At 62.9% G+C, this 17,082-nt stretch carries 17 protein-coding genes and 1 tRNA gene; 13 read left to right on the forward strand and 5 right to left on the reverse strand.

Translation table 11 applies throughout. The features are described 5' to 3' along the window. Positions 1 to 98 precede the first annotated feature (98 nt). Both ahpC and ahpF read left to right on the forward strand, forming a co-directional pair. Positions 99 to 662, forward strand: coding sequence for an alkyl hydroperoxide reductase subunit C (ahpC, locus tag H3V53_RS05945; protein ID WP_054920476.1), 564 nt, complete (start codon positions 99 to 101; stop codon positions 660 to 662). Positions 663 to 854: 192 nt separating this feature from the next. After that, positions 855 to 2,447 (forward strand): alkyl hydroperoxide reductase subunit F, encoded by a 1,593-nt coding sequence (gene ahpF / locus H3V53_RS05950; RefSeq protein WP_336597154.1) that lies wholly within the window; start codon positions 855 to 857, stop codon positions 2,445 to 2,447. Between the two features lie 121 nt (positions 2,448 to 2,568). Here the strand turns inward: ahpF and H3V53_RS05955 are convergent, their stop codons facing one another. After that, positions 2,569 to 2,844, reverse strand: a complete 276-nt coding sequence (locus H3V53_RS05955; protein ID WP_336597155.1) for a hypothetical protein — start codon at positions 2,842 to 2,844, stop codon at positions 2,569 to 2,571. A 301-nt stretch (positions 2,845 to 3,145) separates the two neighbouring features. Between H3V53_RS05955 and H3V53_RS05960 the strand changes: the two genes are divergently transcribed. Further along, complete coding sequence (locus tag H3V53_RS05960; protein ID WP_419539429.1) at positions 3,146 to 4,309, forward strand: branched-chain amino acid ABC transporter substrate-binding protein; 1,164 nt, start codon at positions 3,146 to 3,148, stop codon at positions 4,307 to 4,309. Between the two features lie 381 nt (positions 4,310 to 4,690). Here H3V53_RS05960 and H3V53_RS05965 read toward each other — a convergent pair whose 3' ends face one another. After that, positions 4,691 to 5,125, reverse strand: coding sequence for a septal ring lytic transglycosylase RlpA family protein (locus tag H3V53_RS05965; RefSeq protein WP_419539424.1), 435 nt, complete (start codon positions 5,123 to 5,125; stop codon positions 4,691 to 4,693). 288 nt (positions 5,126 to 5,413) lie between these two features. After that, positions 5,414 to 5,914 carry an OmpA family protein gene (locus tag H3V53_RS05970; RefSeq protein WP_336597157.1) on the reverse strand — a complete coding sequence of 167 codons (501 nt, stop codon included), beginning with the start codon at positions 5,912 to 5,914 and terminating at the stop codon, positions 5,414 to 5,416. Between the two features lie 291 nt (positions 5,915 to 6,205). Between H3V53_RS05970 and H3V53_RS05975 the strand changes: the two genes are divergently transcribed. The 5 genes from H3V53_RS05975 to cyoD all read left to right on the forward strand — a co-directional run bounded on the left by H3V53_RS05975 (position 6,206) and on the right by cyoD (position 10,741). Further along, on the forward strand, positions 6,206 to 6,625 hold the full coding sequence (locus H3V53_RS05975; RefSeq protein ID WP_336597158.1) for a DUF3597 domain-containing protein: 420 nt from the start codon (positions 6,206 to 6,208) through the stop codon (positions 6,623 to 6,625). A 238-nt stretch (positions 6,626 to 6,863) separates the two neighbouring features. Then, positions 6,864 to 7,769, forward strand: a complete 906-nt coding sequence (cyoA, locus tag H3V53_RS05980; RefSeq protein WP_336597159.1) for a ubiquinol oxidase subunit II — start codon at positions 6,864 to 6,866, stop codon at positions 7,767 to 7,769. 3 nt (positions 7,770 to 7,772) lie between these two features. Further along, complete coding sequence (gene cyoB / locus H3V53_RS05985) at positions 7,773 to 9,785, forward strand: cytochrome o ubiquinol oxidase subunit I (protein WP_336597160.1); 2,013 nt, start codon at positions 7,773 to 7,775, stop codon at positions 9,783 to 9,785. Next, positions 9,785 to 10,399: a cytochrome o ubiquinol oxidase subunit III gene (gene cyoC, locus H3V53_RS05990; protein ID WP_336597161.1), complete on the forward strand. Its 615-nt coding sequence runs from the start codon at positions 9,785 to 9,787 to the stop codon at positions 10,397 to 10,399. The genes cyoB and cyoC overlap by 1 nt, the downstream gene beginning before the upstream one ends. After that, a complete protein-coding gene (gene cyoD, locus H3V53_RS05995) occupies positions 10,400 to 10,741 on the forward strand; it encodes a cytochrome o ubiquinol oxidase subunit IV (RefSeq protein WP_336597162.1) in 342 nt (113 codons plus the stop codon). 196 nt (positions 10,742 to 10,937) lie between these two features. Here the strand turns inward: cyoD and H3V53_RS06000 are convergent. Beyond that, a tRNA-Val gene (locus tag H3V53_RS06000) sits at positions 10,938 to 11,014 on the reverse strand. A 229-nt stretch (positions 11,015 to 11,243) separates the two neighbouring features. Between H3V53_RS06000 and H3V53_RS06005 the strand changes: the two genes are divergently transcribed. Then, positions 11,244 to 12,548, forward strand: a complete 1,305-nt coding sequence (locus tag H3V53_RS06005; protein ID WP_419539425.1) for a TAXI family TRAP transporter solute-binding subunit — start codon at positions 11,244 to 11,246, stop codon at positions 12,546 to 12,548. Between the two features lie 422 nt (positions 12,549 to 12,970). On the opposite strand, the gene H3V53_RS06010 is transcribed toward H3V53_RS06005, so the two are convergent. Beyond that, positions 12,971 to 13,405: a hypothetical protein gene (locus tag H3V53_RS06010; RefSeq protein ID WP_336597164.1), complete on the reverse strand. Its 435-nt coding sequence runs from the start codon at positions 13,403 to 13,405 to the stop codon at positions 12,971 to 12,973. 251 nt (positions 13,406 to 13,656) lie between these two features. On the opposite strand from H3V53_RS06010, the gene H3V53_RS06015 reads away from it, so the two are divergent. The 4 genes from H3V53_RS06015 to H3V53_RS06030 are packed head-to-tail and all read left to right on the forward strand — an operon-like array spanning position 13,657 to position 16,981. Then, the gene (locus tag H3V53_RS06015; protein ID WP_419539426.1) at positions 13,657 to 14,346 is read left to right on the forward strand and encodes a CDP-alcohol phosphatidyltransferase family protein; all 690 of its coding nucleotides are present in this window, start codon (positions 13,657 to 13,659) and stop codon (positions 14,344 to 14,346) included. Continuing rightward, positions 14,343 to 15,194, forward strand: coding sequence for a HalD/BesD family halogenase (locus H3V53_RS06020; protein ID WP_336597166.1), 852 nt, complete (start codon positions 14,343 to 14,345; stop codon positions 15,192 to 15,194). Before H3V53_RS06015 ends, H3V53_RS06020 begins: the two co-directional genes overlap by 4 nt. Continuing rightward, a complete protein-coding gene (locus H3V53_RS06025; protein WP_336597167.1) occupies positions 15,191 to 16,195 on the forward strand; it encodes a flippase-like domain-containing protein in 1,005 nt (334 codons plus the stop codon). The genes H3V53_RS06020 and H3V53_RS06025 overlap by 4 nt, the downstream gene beginning before the upstream one ends. Before the next feature lie 21 nt (positions 16,196 to 16,216). Then, a complete protein-coding gene (locus H3V53_RS06030; protein ID WP_336597168.1) occupies positions 16,217 to 16,981 on the forward strand; it encodes a phosphocholine cytidylyltransferase family protein in 765 nt (254 codons plus the stop codon). Positions 16,982 to 17,082: the final 101 nt, after the last annotated feature.

Raw genomic sequence — 17,082 nt, forward strand, 5'->3', positions numbered from 1 at the left:
GAATCGGCATAATCAAATTTGTTAAACTCGCAAACTTCTTCATACTTCAATCCATCGCAGCACCCAACCCACCCAACTCACTGAAGAGGACGCATCAGATGCCGATCATCAACAGCCAGATCAAACCGTTCAAGGCCACCGCATACCACAACGGCGATTTCGTGACCGTGACCGACGAGAGCCTCAAGGGCAAGTGGTCCGTCGTCGTGTTCTATCCGGCCGACTTCACGTTCGTGTGCCCGACGGAACTGGGCGATCTGGCCGACCGCTACGAAGAATTCAAGAAAATCGGCGTTGAAATCTACAGCGTGTCGACGGATACGCACTTCACGCACAAGGCCTGGCACGACACGTCGGACACGATCCAGAAGATCAAGTACCCGATGATCGCCGACCCGACGCTGGCTATCTCGCGCAACTTCGACGTTCTGATCGAAGAAGAAGGCCTTGCGCTGCGCGGCACGTTCGTGATCAACCCGGAAGGCGAGATCAAGCTGTGCGAAATCCACGACAACGGCATCGGCCGCGACGCTGGCGAACTGCTGCGCAAGGTGCAGGCTGCGCAATACATCGCGGCGCACCCGGGCGAAGTCTGCCCCGCGAAGTGGACGCCGGGCGCTGAAACGCTGACGCCGTCGCTGGATCTCGTCGGCAAGATCTAAATTCCAGGCTCCTGGAAACCACACGCTACCCGCTGTCATCCTGTCTCTGCGGCGCCGCACGACGCGGCGCCGCGTGAGGCAGTCCGCAAGGTCACGAGCCTTGCGAACTGTCTTACCGCGTTGCGCTCCCGTTCAGACGCGAACAGCGCGACCGAACATCCCAATCCCATCTCGCTACGGACCCGAAACACCATGCTCGACGCGAATCTGAAGACCCAACTCAAAGCCTACCTCGAGAAAGTCAGCCGTCCCATCGAGATCGTCGCCTCGCTTGACGACAGCGCGAAGTCGCAGGAGATGCTCGCGCTGCTGAACGACATCGCCACGCTGTCGGAGCGCGTGGCCGTGATCGAGCGGCGCGGCGACGACGAGCGCAAGCCGTCGTTTTCGATCGGCGAGCCGGGCAAAGCGGCGGGCATCCGTTTCGCGGGCATTCCGATGGGTCACGAATTCACGTCGCTGGTGCTCGCGCTGCTGCAGACGGGCGGCCACCCCATCAAGCTCGACGACGCCGTCATCCAGCAGATTCGCGAGCTCGACGGCGACTACGCGTTCGAGACGTACTTCTCGCTGTCGTGCCAGAACTGCCCGGAAGTCGTGCAGGCGCTGAACATCATGGCGCTGATCAATCCGCGCATCCGCCACGTTGCGATCGACGGCGCGCTGTTCCAGAGCGAAGTCGAGTCGCGTCAGATCATGGCCGTGCCGACGATGTTCCTGAACGGCGAAGTGTTCGGTCAGGGCCGCAGCGGCGTGAAGGAAATTCTTGCGAAGCTCGATAGCAACGCCGGTGCGCGCGCCGCGAAGGAACTGGAGAAGAAGCCGGTGTTCGACGTGCTGATCGTCGGCGGCGGGCCGGCTGGGGCGGCGGCGGCGATCTACTCGGCACGCAAGGGCATCGCGACGGGCGTCGTGGCTGAGCGTTTCGGCGGCCAGGTGCTCGATACGCTCGCCATCGAAAACTTCGTCTCGGTGCAGGAAACGGAAGGGCCGAAGTTCGCCACGGCGCTCGAGCAGCACGTGAAGAGCTATGAAGTCGACGTGATGGATGTGCAGCGCGCCGAAGCGCTGATTCCGGGCAAGATCAACGAAGTGCGTCTTGCGAGCGGCGCGGTGCTGAAGGCGAAGACGATCGTGCTGGCGACGGGCGCTCGCTGGCGCGAGATCAATGTGCCGGGCGAGCGCGAGTACCGCAATCATGGCGTCGCGTACTGCCCGCACTGCGATGGCCCGCTGTTCAAGGGCAAGCGCGTCGCGGTGATCGGCGGCGGCAACTCGGGCGTCGAAGCGGCGATCGATCTGGCGGGTGTCGTGAATCACGTGACGTTGATCGAATTTGGCGCAACGCTGCGTGCCGACGAAGTGCTGCAGCGCAAGCTGCGCAGCCTGCCGAACGTGGTCGTCATCACCGAGGCGCAAACCACGGCGATCACGGGCGACGGCAAGAAGGTCAATGGCTTGACCTACACGGATCGTGTGTCGGGCGAATCGAAGCATGTCGAACTCGAAGGCGTGTTCGTGCAGATCGGTCTCGTGCCGAACACCGAATGGCTGAAGGGCACGGTGGAACTGTCGAAGCACGGCGAGATCGTCGTCGACGCGAAGGGCGCGACGTCGGTGCCGGGCGTGTTCGCCGCCGGCGACGTGACGACAGTGCCGTTCAAGCAGATCGTGATCGCCGTGGGAGAGGGCGCGAAGGCATCGCTGGCTGCGTTCGATCACCTGATCCGCACGAGCGTGGAAGACGTGGAAGACGCGCAGGCGGCGGAACTGGTCGAAGCTTGAGCGGGTGGCTGGGGGCTTCGAGCTTTGGGCTTTGAGCTTCCAGTGAAATAAAAAACGGGCTAGCTGCGGCTAGCCCGTTTTTGTTTGTACGGCGCGTGCTGGACGCGGCCGTTCGTAGCGCTTATTTGCCCGCGATGCTGGCAGACGCCTTCTTCGACTTCGCCACGGACTTTTTGTAATGATGGCGCGGCGCCGGCGTCTGTTCGACTTTCTCGGCGGTGGCTTGCGCGTCCTGCTGGACGGCCGGCTGCGCCTGGATGTCGCGTGCGTGCTGTTCGATCTTCGCAGCGACTTCGCGGTCGTGCGTCATCACGATGCCGTTGTCGGACGTTTGCGCCGATGCGATGCCCGTCATAGTCGACAATGCGACCAGCAGGGCGGCAGAGATCTTCTTCATGATTGTTTTGCTTCCGTTGATTGTGAGTGAATGCTTGCGCGGCGGTTGCGGCGCGATGCGCGTTCCGCGCGCACCCGATTGTCCATTGGATCGCTGGCAGCAAGCGTCAAACTTTGTCAAGGAATGCATGGCGCGCCGTTCGTTTGCATCGACCTTCGATTGACCAATCTTTACAGTGGCGCGCGGTATCGCATGCTACTGTTTTCGGCTATTTGATTCGGATTGCGAATATAGAAAGCGAATCATTTCCGTGGGGAATTCATCGAGGAGAATGGCGTTGAAGAATCTTGAGAAATGGCTGTTGACCGGTCTTTCGTTGTCAGCCCTGGCGTTGACGGGCTGCGAGCGGAAAGAGCCGCCCGCGCACGCGGCCGCCGCGGCCGGCGAAGAAGTCGTGAAGATCGGTCACGTGGGTCCACTGACGGGCGGCAGCGCGCATCTCGGCAAGGACAACGAAAACGGCGCGCGTCTGGCCGTCGAGGAAATCAACCAGGCAGGCCTCGTGATCGGCGGCCGCAAGGTGCGGCTCGAACTCGACGGTGAAGACGATGCCGCCGATCCAAAAACGGGCACGCAGGTCGCGCAGAAGTTCGTCGACGAGCACGTGGTCGCGGTGATCGGCCATCTGAACTCGGGCGTGTCGATTCCCGCGTCGCGCATCTATAACGATGCGGGTATCGCGCAGATTTCGCCGTCGTCGACCAATCCCGACTATACGAAACAGGGCTACAGGAGCGCGTTTCGCGTCGTCGCGACGGATGCGCAGCAAGGGCCGGCGTTGGGAGGCTATGCGCTCAAGGCGCTGAACGCGAAAAGCATCGCCGTGGTCGACGACGCGACGGCGTACGGCAAGGGCCTCGCCGACGAGTTCGCCACGGCCGCACGGGCGGGCGGCGCGCGCGTCGTCGCGCGCGAGGCGACCTCCGACAAGGCCACCGACTTCCGCGCCATTCTCACCACCATCAAGAGTGCGCATCCCGACGTCATCATGTTCGGCGGCATGGACTCGACCGTCGGCCCGTTCATTCGACAGGCTGCTGCGTTAGGGCTAAGTGCGAAGATTCTGAGCGGCGATGGCGCGTGTACGGAGAAAGTGGCCGAGCTTGCGGGCGACGCCGTCAACAATCTCGTGTGTTCTGAAGCGAGTCTTGCTGTGTCCCGCATGCCGAAAGGTGCCGAGTTCGAGAAGCGTTTCGAGGCGCGTTTCAACGGACCGATTCTGTTCAATGCGCCGTTCGCCTACGACGCCGTGTACGTGATCGTCGATGCGATGAAACGCACCAATACGACGGACGCCGCCAAAGTGCTCGCCGCATTGCCGTCGACGAATTACAACGGTGTGATCGGCCACATCGCCTTCGACGCGCACGGCGACATGAAGGACGGCGCGATTACGCTATACCGTTATCAGGACCACAAGAAGACGCTTCTTGATGTCGTGAAGTACGGTGGCGTTTCGGCCTAAGACGGCTCGGAGCGTTCGCCTGATGCACGCGGCTTCTGCCTGGCGGAAGCCGCGTTTTCGCTTGTTGGCTTGTTGCTGACACCGCCGACACCGCCGCCTTTGCCGATCTGCGCGGGGTCCACGCCACCCAACATCAACTGCTCGGTCGACCAGCGGTAGAAAACATCGGTGTGGCGCGGCGTGCGCGCTTGACGATGCGTTTTGCGCGCAGCCTTCGGCGCGACTATGCGAGGCTTGGCCGTGTGAAGCGACGTTCGCGGGGTTGGGCGTTCCAGAGCCGTCGCGCCGATGCGCGAGTCGCCTCGGTGTGGCGCCGCGAATGCGCCGCAAAAGTAAGGCAAGGCGATGCATGCGGCAATCGCGATACGGCCTGCCGACATGTCAGCTTTCCGACTCATCGAACCCGATCGCAAAGCCGACGGCGCGCTCGACGCGTTCGATCTGCACGCGCATTGACGGCACCCTCGTCAATCCCAATGCGTTGGCGGCGGCATAAGACAGATCGATGATTCGTCCTTTGACAAACGGGCCGCGGTCGTTGATGCGAACGACGACCGACTTTCCCGTAGCCAGCGACGTTACGCGCACATAGGTGCCAAGCGGCAGCGTGCGATGGGCGGCCGTCAACGAGCGGCCGTCGTAGCGTTCTCCGCTGGCGGTGCGGCGGCCTTCGAATTTCCGTGCGTACCACGACGCCGCGCCCGATTGCAGCGTGCCCTTGACGGGTTGAAATGCGATCGCATCGGAATTGACTGTGATGTTCCTGGACGCATCGTCGGAGAGGTCATGGGAAATGGTGGGTACGGACGGTGTCATGGCCTGCGCCGTGCCGTACGCTTTCGATGTCTGATGTTCAGCGCGAATCTGCGCGCAACCCGCGAACAATCCGAGAATGGCCAGTAGTCCAACAACACGCAAGGTCGACACGATAGGGCACGAAGCAATAACCGGAGCGCGTTCTAACGGTCTCAAAATGTTCGCGTTGACGACATGCGCGCGTCGGATGGATTCTTTGACGATTCTTTACGCGCGCTGGCGCGGCGTCGGGAAAACAAGCGCCTCGAATGGAGCGGCGAAGGCGCTTGCGAAGGTGCGGCGAGCCTTTTATTTGCCCATTACCGCTTCGAGCGATTCGCCCTTCACGACGATTTCGGTGCGGCGATTGCGCGCGCGGCCTTCCGGCGAATCGTTGCTGACAACGGGGCGATCGAATGCATAACCCTTCAGGGTGATGCGCGATGCACTGATGCCGCGTCGTTCGAGTTCATCGGCGACCGACTTCGCGCGCGCTTCTGAAAGCTGCTGGTTGTACTCGCGCGTGCCGACGTTGTCCGTATGACCTTCGACGATCATCGGCTTTTGCGTGCGGCTCAGCACGACGACCACGCGCGAGATCGCCGGCGTGGCGTCCCGGCGCAGGGCCGCTTCGTTGAAATTGAACAGGACTTTCTCGGGCAGACGAACCTGCACGCCGTCTTTGGTTTGCGTCACTTCGATGCCGGCTTTCTGGTTCAGGGCTTCCTCCTTGCCGCGATCGAGGCCCGAGCAGGCGGCGAGCATTGACAGGGAAACGGCGCAGGCTGCGATGGTCAACAGTTTTTTCATGATTGTGATCTCGTGGTTGGAAAGGTGAAAAACGAACGTCGATCGACGTGCGATTCTCAATCGAGCGAATCGATAAATTCATGTGGGATGCGAAGTTTTGCGAAATTTCACATCTGATGTGGTGTGCGTGCGCCGGAGTGCAAACAAGCGTGAAAATTGCGCGCCACATCGCGCAACGGCCACCTATTCGGATCAAATGGCGCTCGTCGCATGCGGCGCCTTCGTCATCCGCAGCACGGGAAGGCCGACGCCGTTGCGACGCCTCCTCACCACTTCAAGGAAGAATCGCTCATGAGCATCTTTGGAACCATCGTCAGCAAGATTTTCGGCGCAGCCAAACCGGCCGCAACGCTGCCCGCCGAACCCGTCGCACCGGCCCCCGCCGAGGCGTCCGCTTGTACGCCCGACGCGTCCGCTAGTACGCCCGCCGCGCCCGTTTCGACGGCTCTCGCGGACGTCGACGTCGCCGCCGTCATGGACCAGCTGGCCGCGGCCAGTCCGCAGCGGCTCGACTGGCGCCGCTCGATCGTCGATCTGATGAAGCTGCTCGACGTCGACAGCAGCCTCGAGCACCGCAAAGCGCTGGCAGGCGAACTGAAGTACGGCGGCGACATGAACGATTCAGCGTCCATGAACATCTGGCTGCACAAGCAGTTGATGACCGCGCTCGCGGCGAACGGCGGCAAGCTGCCCGCGGGCCTCGCGAGCTGACGGAGTCTGTCTTTCCAGGGTCAGCGGGCCGTAACAGAAAAATCACAAGTGCCCGCTGCGTCTTTCGCCGTGTGACATCGCGTCGCACGGTTAGCACTCTCAGGGTTGCTCTGTCCTTGATGCGGATCAGGACTTCAGAGGTCGTACGTCCCTAGAATCGCCTGGCACATAGACCGTGTGCGCTTTGCCTCGCAAACCCCATACGCGCATTGCGTGGTTCATCGACTATTGGGCCAACATGTCAGTCAAAACAACTTTACTAACGAGAGGTTGCCTCGTTGCGGTCGGCATCGGCCTGACCGCGTTTCTCACGGGATGTCAACTTGAAGTGCTCGACCCGAAAGGCAGCGTCGGCGTCGCCGAGAAGTCGCTGATCGCGACGGCGACCTGGGCGATGCTGATCGTCGTGATTCCCGTGATTCTGTTGACGTTGTTCTTCGCGTGGCGTTACCGCGCGTCGAACAGGAACGCTGTGTATGCGCCGAAGTGGGCGCATTCCACGGCGATCGAAGTGGTCGTGTGGACGATTCCCGCGCTGATCATCCTGTTCCTCGCCGTGCTGACGTGGAGAACCACGCACGAGCTCGATCCGTACAAGCCGCTCGAATCGAACGTGAAGCCAATCGACGTCGAAGTCGTCGCGCTCGACTGGAAGTGGTTGTTCATCTATCCGGATCTCGGCATTGCGTCGGTGAACCAGCTGGCGATGCCCGTCGGCACGCCCGTCAATTTCCACATCACGTCCGATTCGGTGATGAACTCGTTCTTCATCCCGCAGCTTGGCACGCAGGTCTACGCGATGGCGGGCATGCAGACGCGTGTGCACCTGATCGCGGATCACGCGGGCGATTACGCGGGCGTATCGGCGAATTTCAGCGGCAAGGGCTTCTCGGACATGAAATTCCGCACCCTCGCCGTGAGTCAGGCCGACTTCGACGGCTGGGTGCAGAAGGTGAAGGCGTCGCAGGAGCGGCTCGACATGGATCGCTACTACGCCGTCGCGAAGCCGAGCGAGAAGGACCCGGTGCGCTACTTCTCGTCGGTGGACCCGAAGCTGTTCCACAACGTCATTGCGAAATACAACAGCGGTCATGTCGTCGATTTCCGTGACGCCAACTGCATTACGAGTGCTTCGAAGGAGTAACGCATGTTCGGCAAACTGACTCTGGAGGCGATCCCGTTCGATCAGCCGATCATCATGGGCGCGGGCGCGCTGATGGGACTGATCGTGCTGGCTGTCGCCGTGTTTCTGACGCGCGCGCACAAGTGGCGCTGGCTGTGGACGGAATGGCTCACGTCCGTCGATCACAAGCGGATCGGCGTGATGTATATCGTGGTGGCCGTGCTGATGCTGCTGCGCGGCTTCGCCGATGCCGTGATGATGCGTCTGCAACTCGCGCTCGCGAGCGGCGGCGCGGCCGGCTATTTGCCGCCGCATCACTACGATCAGATCTTCACCGCGCACGGCGTCATCATGATTTTCTTCATGGCGATGGCGCTGATGGTGGGGCTCTTCAACATCGTCGTGCCGTTGCAGATCGGCGCGCGTGACGTGGCGTTCCCGTTCCTGAACAACCTGTCGTTCTGGATGACGGCGATCAGCGCGATCCTGATGAACATCTCGCTCGTGATCGGCGAATTCGCGCAGGTCGGCTGGCTCGCGTATCCGCCGCTGTCGGAGCTGCAGTTCAGTCCGGGCGTCGGTGTCGATTACTACATCTGGGCGCTGGAACTGTCGGGCGTCGGCACGCTGATCACGGCGATCAACTTCTTCGTCACGATCGTCAAGATGCGCGCGCCGGGCATGACGCTGATGAAGATGCCCGTGTTCACATGGACCGCGCTGTGCTCGAACGTGCTGATCATGGCGACGTTCCCGATCCTGACGGTTGCACTCGCGCTGCTCGGGCTCGACCGTTACGCCGACATGCACTTCTTCACGAACGAAGCAGGCGGCAACGCGATGCTGTATCTGAACCTGATCTGGGCCTGGGGTCACCCGGAGGTCTATATTCTGGTTCTGCCCGCGTTCGGTATCTACTCGGAAGTGATCTCGACGTTCGCAAAGAAGCCGCTGTTCGGCTACAAGACGATGGTGTACGCGTCGTGCGCGATCATGATCCTCGCGTTCCTCGTGTGGGCGCACCACTTCTTCACGATGGGCTCGGGCGCTGATGTGAACGCGTTCTTCGGCATCGCGACGATGATCATCGCCATCCCGACCGGCGTGAAGATCTTCAACTGGCTGTTCACGATCTATCGCGGCCGCCTCGAATTCACGGCGCCCGTGCTGTGGACGATCGGCTTCATGATCACGTTCACGATCGGCGGTATGACGGGCGTGATGATGGCGATCCCCGGCGCGGACTTCGTGCTGCACAACTCACTGTTTCTGATCGCGCACTTCCATAACGCGATCATCGGCGGCGTGGTGTTCGGTTATCTGGCGGGTTTCAGCTACTGGTTCCCCAAGGTGTTCGGCTTCAAGCTGAACGACAAGCTCGGCAAGGCCGCGTTCTGGTGCTGGTTCTCGGGCTTTTACGTGGCGTTCATGCCGCTCTATGTGCTCGGCTTCATGGGCGCGACGCGCCGTCTGAATCACTACGACGACCCGGCATGGCAGCCATACATGATCGTTGCGGCTTGCGGTGTTGCGCTGATCGCCGTGGGCGTCGTGTTCCAGGTCGTGCAGGTGGTGGTCAGCATCGTGAATCGCAACAAGCCGGAGTACCGCGACGTGACGGGCGACCCGTGGGGCGGCCGCACGCTCGAATGGGCGATGTCATCGCCGCCGCCCGCCTATAACTTCGCGACGATCCCCGTCGTCGAAGAGCTGGACGCGTTCGCGCACATGAAGGAAACGGGCAGGGGGCTCGGCGTGCAGGCGGTGTATCAGGACATCCATATGCCGTCGAACACGGGCGCGGGCTTCTTCATTGGCGTGTTTAGCCTTGCGCTCGGCTTCGCCGCTGTGTGGCACATCTGGTGGCTCGCCATCGCGTCGTTCGTGGCGATCGCCGCGACCGTGATCGGCCGCAGCTTTGGCCGCGCTGACGGTTACTACATTCCCGCCGACGTCGTGCGGTCGATCGAAAACAAGGGCCGCACGCCGCTTGCGCAACATGCGGGCGTGTCGCCGGAACTCGCGGAGGTCGAGTGATGCTGCAAAAAGTCCATGCCGCTACCCTGAACGAGTTTGACGGTCACGGCGATCACGGCGAATCGCATTCGGTGTTCGGCTTCTGGCTGTACCTGATGACCGACTGCGTGCTGTTCGCATCGCTATTCGCGGTGTTTGCCGTAATGTCGCATCAGTTCAACGCCGGACCGACGGGCAAGGATCTGTTCGACATCTCCGGCGTCGCCGTCGAAACGGCCGCGCTGCTGTTGAGCAGCATCACGTACGGCTTCGCGATGGTCGCCGCACGCAAGCAGAACACGCGCGCCGTACTCGTGTGGCTCGCCGTGACGTTCGTGCTCGGCGTCGTGTTTCTGAAGCTGGAACTCACGGAGTTTTCGCATCTCATCGCCGAGGGCGCGGGTCCGTCGCGCAGCGCGTTCCTGTCGTCGTTCTTCGTGCTGGTCGGCACGCACGGCCTGCACGTCGCGACGGGGCTCGTCTGGATGGCGGTGCTCGCCGTTCAGGTCGCGCGCGCGCCGCAACTGACGCAGCGCGACATCACGCGGCTCACGTGCCTGAGCCTTTTCTGGCACTTCCTCGATGTCGTGTGGATTTGCGTGTTCACTTTTGTCTATCTCGGGAGCGTGCTCTAAATGGCTCACTCGCAATCTCATGCGCTTCATGGCGAAGCGGGGCACGGCGGTATCGGCGGATATGTGGTCGGGTTCGTGCTGGCCGTGCTGTTGACGGGCGCCGCGTTCGGCGTCGTGATGCGTGGCTGGCTGCCGGCCGACGCGGCGCCGTTTGCGCTGGCCGCGCTCGCCGTCGTGCAGATCGTCGTGCATCTGGTGTTCTTTCTGCACATGAGCGTGTCGAGCTCCGGGCAGCGCTGGAATACGCTGGCGCTTGCCTATACGGCGCTGGCGGCAATGTTTCTCGTGTTCGGGACGGTCTGGGTCATGCATAACGTCAGCATGAACATGATGTCGCGCTGAGGCGCTCCGGCGCGTCGTGCCGTCACGGGCGACAAGCCTGGAATAAATGAAAAAGCCGAAGGACTGAATCGTTCTTCGGCTTTTTCATTGCTGCGTTTCGAACCGCAAGGCTCGAACGCTCACACGAATTGCGCGCGGAAAAGAAAAAAGCGGCAAACATGGGATGCTTGCCGCTTTCAGGTACTGCAATGTTCGTTGGTAGGCTCGATTGGACTCGAACCAACGACCCCCACCATGTCAAGGTGGTGCTCTAACCAGCTGAGCTACGAGCCTAGCGAAGGCGCGAATTATAGAGACCTGCTTGCCGTCGCGCAAGCCCCTCACGCGATTTCGTTAGCGAACGCCGTAAGCGGCAGCGGCCGCGTGCGTCGAGGACGCTCCCCAGAATGACCCGGGGCGGCTACGATTGACGGTAGCGCACCTCAAAGGCGGCCCAAACATGAAGGGTGTTCGTCCGAAATCTCCACCGGCTCCGCGGACGCTTCGCGACCATACACAGTCGATGTGGCGCGATCTCGCGTGGACCTCGCTGCCGTTCTTGCTGCTGTTCGCCGTGGTGGTCTGGCTGGTCGTGTGGCTGGTCGATCCCGCGCCGCCGCGCACGATCACGATGAGCGTCGGGCAGCGGGACAGCTCGTTCATGGTGTACGCGCAAGAGTATCGAAAGATCCTTGCGCACAATGGCGTGACGCTGAAGCTGCTGGAGTCGGACGGTTCTGTGCAGAACCTCGACCGGCTGCTCGATCCGAAGCAGAAAGTCGACATCGCGCTCGTGCAGGGCGGCGAGTCGGCGGGACGGGATATCGCGTCGCTGATGTCGCTGGGCAGCGTGGCGTACGTGCCCCTCATCGTGTTCTATCGCGGCAGCGGCGGCGTCGCCCAGCTGTCCGATCTGGAGGGCAAGCGTATTGCGATCGGCCGCGAGGGCAGCGGCACGCGGATGCTGTCGCTGGCGCTGCTCGACGCGAACGGCATCGCGCCGGGCGGCGAGACGACGCTATTGCCGCTGGACGGCCTCGACGCCGCGAAGGCGCTCGTCTCCAATCAGGCCGACGCCGCGATGCTGAGCGGCGATTCGACGACGCGCGCGCTGATGCTGCGGCTGCTCGCCATTCCTGGCATCTCGGTGATGAACTTCAATGAGGCGAGCGCGTACACGCGGATCTTCCCGTATCTGGACGAACTGGAGCTGCCGCCCGGCGTGCTCGACCTGCGCCGCCGGATTCCGGCCGACACCGTCCATCTGATCAGCCCGACAGCCCAACTGGTCGCGCGCACGAACCTGCATCCAGCCATTTCCGATCTGCTGATCGAAGCCGCGCAGGAGGTGCACGGCAAGGCAGGGTTGCTGCAAACGGCCGGGCAGTTTCCGAACCCTGTGGTGCGCGAGTACCGGATCAGCGAAGACGCGACGCGCTACTACAAGTCGGGCAAGAGTTTCCTGTACCGGACGCTGCCGTTCTGGCTCGCGACGGTCGTCGACCGGCTGCTGGTGTTGCTGCTGCCCATCGCCGTGCTGCTGTTTCCCGCGCTGCGGCTGATTCCCGCGCTGTTCACGTGGCGGGTGCGCTCGCGGATCTATCGGTACTACGGCGCGCTGATCGCCGTCGAGCGCGAGTCGATGCGCAATTCGTCGGATGCGGAACGCGCGAAGCTGCTGAGCGAGCTGGACAGGATCGAGGCGTCGCTGAATACGCTGCGCATGCCGCTCGCGTACGCCGACGGCTTCTACGTCCTGCGCGAGCACGTGCGCTTCGTACGGGAGCGGCTGGAGGGCGCGCGCCGACGCGCGCATGCGCACGAGTAGGCGGCTTGCCTCGCGGCGAATCGGCGGTGAAAAATCGTGACGCGTCAGTGGGATGCACGGCAAGTCCCGGTGTTGTCCACAGGGTTGGAACACAATCTGTGGACAAGGCGTGGCGGCGCATCGAATGCGCGTTGCCCGTATCGTGCGTGCAGCGCGTTCAAATCCTTCTGCATCAGGCACTTGCCGACGTCTTGCTCAGGATGTTCACAGCCTTCTCCACGAAAACTGTGGACAACCGCGCCAGACGCCCGCCGGACGCCCGCCGCAAGCGGGCGGCAAGCGCGAAACAGCGGATGCATGCATCGTCTACAAACCGAATGCCGTCAATGACTTGCGCGGTTCGTTCAGAGCTTGCTCACAGCCTTACCCACGAAATCTGTTGATAACTGCGTGTCCCGCCGGCATGGGCGCGGGGAAGCCGCCTAGCTGCGCTTGCAGAAAATCGCCGTCACATGCGGTGCGACGTGATGAACGATGGCCGTGCTGCCCCCCGCGGTGACGGCGGCCTGCACCTTTTCGTCGCTGCCCCAGACGACAGCGCCATACGCCGACTTCGCGAGCGGCTCGCCGCTGCCCGCGCGGAAGATGGGATCGTCCTGCTCGTAGCCGACCACGGCAAACACGCTAAACCCGTACGCCTCCAGGCGGGCGCCGCGCACGGGACGGAATGCATTGATCGAGTTGCTCTCGACGCGCATGGGTTTCGGATCGATCAATTGCTGTGCGGCGAGATCGGCGATGAACTGGTGCGCCGACTCGTTGCAGGCGAGGGCGGCATCGAGGGATGCGGCGCGTGCAAATGGCAGCGCCGAAAGCAGCAGGGCTGCGAGAACAGGACGGGCGAAAATGCGTTTCATGTTTTGAACAAAGCGCCGGCGCAGGCAATTCGGGCGGACACAAGCGGAAAAGGCGGCGAATCCGCGACGATGCGCGACGAAGGAGCGGAAATTGCACGATGTACGAGCAGGTAGCATCGATGCGGCAGACGCGCACTCTACCCGCGTTCGGAAAAACGTGCTGTCAGGTCCGTTACAGTAGGTCTTTGAAAAGCAACACATTTGTCAGGGATAGAGGCAAGAAATCTCGATCCCGTATATATTTCCGGGTTATGACTTCGCCATCACATCCTCCCCGCAACGTCCCGCCGCCCAGAATGTGGGACGCTCGGCTCGCCCGGCGGCTCATCATGCCGCTCGTGGATACGCCCGTCACGCCGAACCACCTGACCACCGTGCGCCTGTTGATCGGCCTCGCAGGCGGGCTGGCGTTGGCTCGGGGCGGGTTCATGTGGACCAACATCGGCGCGTTGCTGATCGTGCTGTCCAATTTCGTCGATCACACCGACGGCGAACTGGCGCGGGTCAGCGGCAAGACGAGCCGTATCGGTCATTTTTACGATCTCGCTTGCGACGCGCTCGTCACCGTGCTGCTGTTCGGCGGCATGGGCTACGGCATGACGTCGGCGCAGGTCGGCAATCTGATCGGCGTGCACCTGCCGCCGTTCGCACTCGGCACGATCGCGGGCATCGCGGTTGCGCTGATTTTCTTCCTGCGCATGCGCATCGAGGAGATGGCGGGCAAGGCAGGCACGAAGCAGGCGTCCGTCGGCGGGTTCGAGACGGAAGACGTGCTCTATCTGCTGCCGCTCGTCACCTTGACGGGCGGTGTCGCGCCGTTTCTCGTGGCCGCGTCGATTGGCGCGCCGTTATTTGCAGCGTACGTGGTGATCGATTACCGGCGCGTCGCGCGCCGCACTCGCCCGGCGCAGGAAACCAGTCAAGCCTGGGTGAGCCGATGAGCACGCCCGCACAAGAAGACGTGACGACATCCCATTCGTTCAATACCACTGCCGGCCTCGCGCCGGCTTCTGCCGTTTCTGAAGGTGCATCGAACGGCGCGCCCGATCCCGATCGCGCTGTCGCGAGCCGCGTTCGCACGTTCGACAACGCGCGACTGCGCAAGGATTACGACGATCAGAGCGCGTTTCTGTACCTCGAAGATTTCCTCGCACCGGAAGTGACGGCGCAACTGGTGTCGGCGGCCCGCGCGCTGTTGCCCGAAGTGAACCGCAACTATCTGCCGGGTCACAAGCAGGGCGGCAGCGTGAGCCGTCATACGATCGACCGGCTCGCGCCGTTCATCGCACAGCTGTATCGCTCGAAGGAGCTGATCGGCTGGCTCGAGCATCTGACGGGCGACAAGCTGCTGCTGTCGCCGCCCGACGATCCTCACGCGTACGCGCTCTATTACTACACGAAGCCGGGCGACCATATCGGCTGGCACTACGACACGTCGTACTACGACGGCCGCCGCTACACGCTGCTGCTCGGCGTGATCGACGAATCGTCGTGCCGGCTCGACTACGAGCTGCACACGCGCAACCCCGACAAGGCCGACGTGCCGGGCTCCGTGCAGATTCCGCCGGGCGGTCTGGTGTTCTTCGACGGCGACAAGCTGCGCCATCGCATCACGCCCGCGCTCGATAACGAAATGCGCGTGTCGCTGACCTTCGAGTACGTGACGGACCCGAACATGCGTCCGTGGCGCCGCGTGATCTCGAACCTGAAGGACGCTATTGCGTACTTCGGTTTTCGCCAGGTGTTCAGCCAGTTCGCCCGTCGAAACGCGAAAGGAGAAGGCGCGTGACGCGTGCCGCGATGATCCTGCTGACGATCGGCGGCGCGCTGTTCGTCGCGCTGCTCGCGTGGCAGGGCTTCGGCTCGGTCGTGTCGACGTTGATGGCAGCCGGCTGGGGTCTCGCGATTGTCGCGGCGTTCCATTTGCTGCCGCTCGTGCTCGATGCGGGCGCGATCTCGGTGATGTTCGACCGGAACCAGAAGGAAGTGACGGAGCGCGACGCGATCTTCGCGCGCTGGATCGGCGAATCGGTGAACAGCCTGCTGCCGGCGGGTCAGATCGGCGGACCGGTGATGATGGTGCGCCAGTTGTCGCAGCGCGGCCTGCGCATGCGCGACGCCGCCGCGGCGATCACCGTCAGCACCACGTTGCAGGCGCTCGCCCAGATCGTGTTCGCGATGCTGGGCCTGCTGCTGTTCGGCGCTTCGGCGGCGCACGGCGCGATGCACGATCTTCAGACGGCCGCGCTGATTGCCACGGGCGTGCTCGCGGCGATGATCTGCGGCTTCTACATGGCGCAGCGCCGTGGCCTGTTCGGCAAGGCGCTGCGCGTGCTCTCGAAGGTGTTCGGCAAGCGCGACTGGTCGGCGCTGACGACGCGTGCGGATGCCGTCGACGTCGCCGTGCGCGAGCTATACGACCAGCGCGGCAAGGTCGCGGCCAGCTTCGCGTTGAGCCTCGCGGGCTGGATCGTCGGTACGGTCGAGGTGTGGCTCGCGCTGCGTTTTCTGGGCCATCCCGTCGGCTGGATCGAGGCATTGCTGCTCGAAAGCCTGGGCCAGGCGATTCGCGGCGCGGCGTTCGCGATTCCCGGCTCGCTCGGCGTCCAGGAAGGCGGCTATCTGCTGCTCGCACCGCTCGTCGGGTTGCCGCCGGAAGCGGCGCTCGCCCTGTCGCTGGTGAAGCGCGCGCGCGAGTTGCTGCTCGGCCTGCCTGGCCTGCTCTATCTGCATTTCAGCGAACGTAGCTGGCAGCGGCGGCGCGGTGGGCGCCTGCCGGCTGTCGATTGATATTTTTAGAAAGGACCGCGAATGCGCGCCATCATTCTTGCTGCAGGTCTTGGCCTGCGTCTCCAGCAACCCGCTGGGGAACAGTTTCCCAAATGCCTGCTGCGTTTCGACGGCGTGACGCTGCTCGAGCGTCATCTGCAGATGCTCGATGCAGCGGGCGTCACTGAAGTCGTGCTCGCGCTCGGCTTCCAGCCGGAACTGGTCGAGGCCGAACTGGAGCGGATCGAATGGCCGCACAAGGTCGAGATCAGGCTGAACCCGCGCTTCGATCTGGGCAGCGTGCTGACGGTGCATACCGTTGCGGATGCGCTGACGCGCGGCGGCGACGTGCTGCTGATGGACGCCGACGTGCTGTACGACGAGCGCATCCTGAGCGCGCTGGTGGCGGACACCCACGCGAACCGCCTGCTGATCGACCGCGATTTCGAAACGGGCGACGAACCCGTCAAGCTGTGCCTGAAGGGCGGCGTGCCTGTCGAACTGCGCAAGCAGGTCGCGGTCGGCCTCGAATACGACACCATTGGCGAGTCGGTGGGTTTCTTCCGTCTGCGCGAACAGACGGCGAAGCGCTTTGCGCAAATCGTCGCGGGATACGTCGACAGCGGCCGCGCGAACATGCCGCACGAGGAAGCCGTGCGCGATCTGCTGCTCGAGGGCAGCCACGTGTTCGACACGGCGGATGTCACGGGCGCGCCGTGGATCGAAATCGACTTTCCGAACGATGTCGAGCGCGCGGCGGCGCAGATTCTGCCGATGCTGCAGCCGCTGGTGGGTGCGGGGCGCTGATTGCCGCGGCGCGGACACAACGATGAAAAAGCGCGCCGGGCAACCGGCGCGTTTTTTTTTTCGAGCGATGAAGTTGCGCGCGCAATAACGTCGCGCGGCGA

It is taken from the genome of Paraburkholderia bengalensis (assembly GCF_037126505.1).
Taxonomy (GTDB): Bacteria; Pseudomonadota; Gammaproteobacteria; order Burkholderiales; family Burkholderiaceae; genus Paraburkholderia; species Paraburkholderia bengalensis.

Coding starts and splice junctions, on each gene's coding strand:
- ahpC (WP_054920476.1), top strand. CDS start 99: ATGCCGATCATCAACAGCCAGATCAAACCGTTCAAGGCCACCGCATAC.
- ahpF (WP_336597154.1), top strand. CDS start 855: ATGCTCGACGCGAATCTGAAGACCCAACTCAAAGCCTACCTCGAGAAA.
- H3V53_RS05955 (WP_336597155.1), bottom strand. CDS start 2,844: ATGAAGAAGATCTCTGCCGCCCTGCTGGTCGCATTGTCGACTATGACG.
- H3V53_RS05965 (WP_419539424.1), bottom strand. CDS start 5,125: ATGACACCGTCCGTACCCACCATTTCCCATGACCTCTCCGACGATGCG.
- H3V53_RS05970 (WP_336597157.1), bottom strand. CDS start 5,914: ATGAAAAAACTGTTGACCATCGCAGCCTGCGCCGTTTCCCTGTCAATG.
- H3V53_RS05975 (WP_336597158.1), top strand. CDS start 6,206: ATGAGCATCTTTGGAACCATCGTCAGCAAGATTTTCGGCGCAGCCAAA.
- cyoA (WP_336597159.1), top strand. CDS start 6,864: ATGTCAGTCAAAACAACTTTACTAACGAGAGGTTGCCTCGTTGCGGTC.
- cyoB (WP_336597160.1), top strand. CDS start 7,773: ATGTTCGGCAAACTGACTCTGGAGGCGATCCCGTTCGATCAGCCGATC.
- cyoC (WP_336597161.1), top strand. CDS start 9,785: ATGCTGCAAAAAGTCCATGCCGCTACCCTGAACGAGTTTGACGGTCAC.
- cyoD (WP_336597162.1), top strand. CDS start 10,400: ATGGCTCACTCGCAATCTCATGCGCTTCATGGCGAAGCGGGGCACGGC.
- H3V53_RS06005 (WP_419539425.1), top strand. CDS start 11,244: ATGTGGCGCGATCTCGCGTGGACCTCGCTGCCGTTCTTGCTGCTGTTC.
- H3V53_RS06010 (WP_336597164.1), bottom strand. CDS start 13,405: ATGAAACGCATTTTCGCCCGTCCTGTTCTCGCAGCCCTGCTGCTTTCG.
- H3V53_RS06015 (WP_419539426.1), top strand. CDS start 13,657: ATGACTTCGCCATCACATCCTCCCCGCAACGTCCCGCCGCCCAGAATG.
- H3V53_RS06020 (WP_336597166.1), top strand. CDS start 14,343: ATGAGCACGCCCGCACAAGAAGACGTGACGACATCCCATTCGTTCAAT.
- H3V53_RS06030 (WP_336597168.1), top strand. CDS start 16,217: ATGCGCGCCATCATTCTTGCTGCAGGTCTTGGCCTGCGTCTCCAGCAA.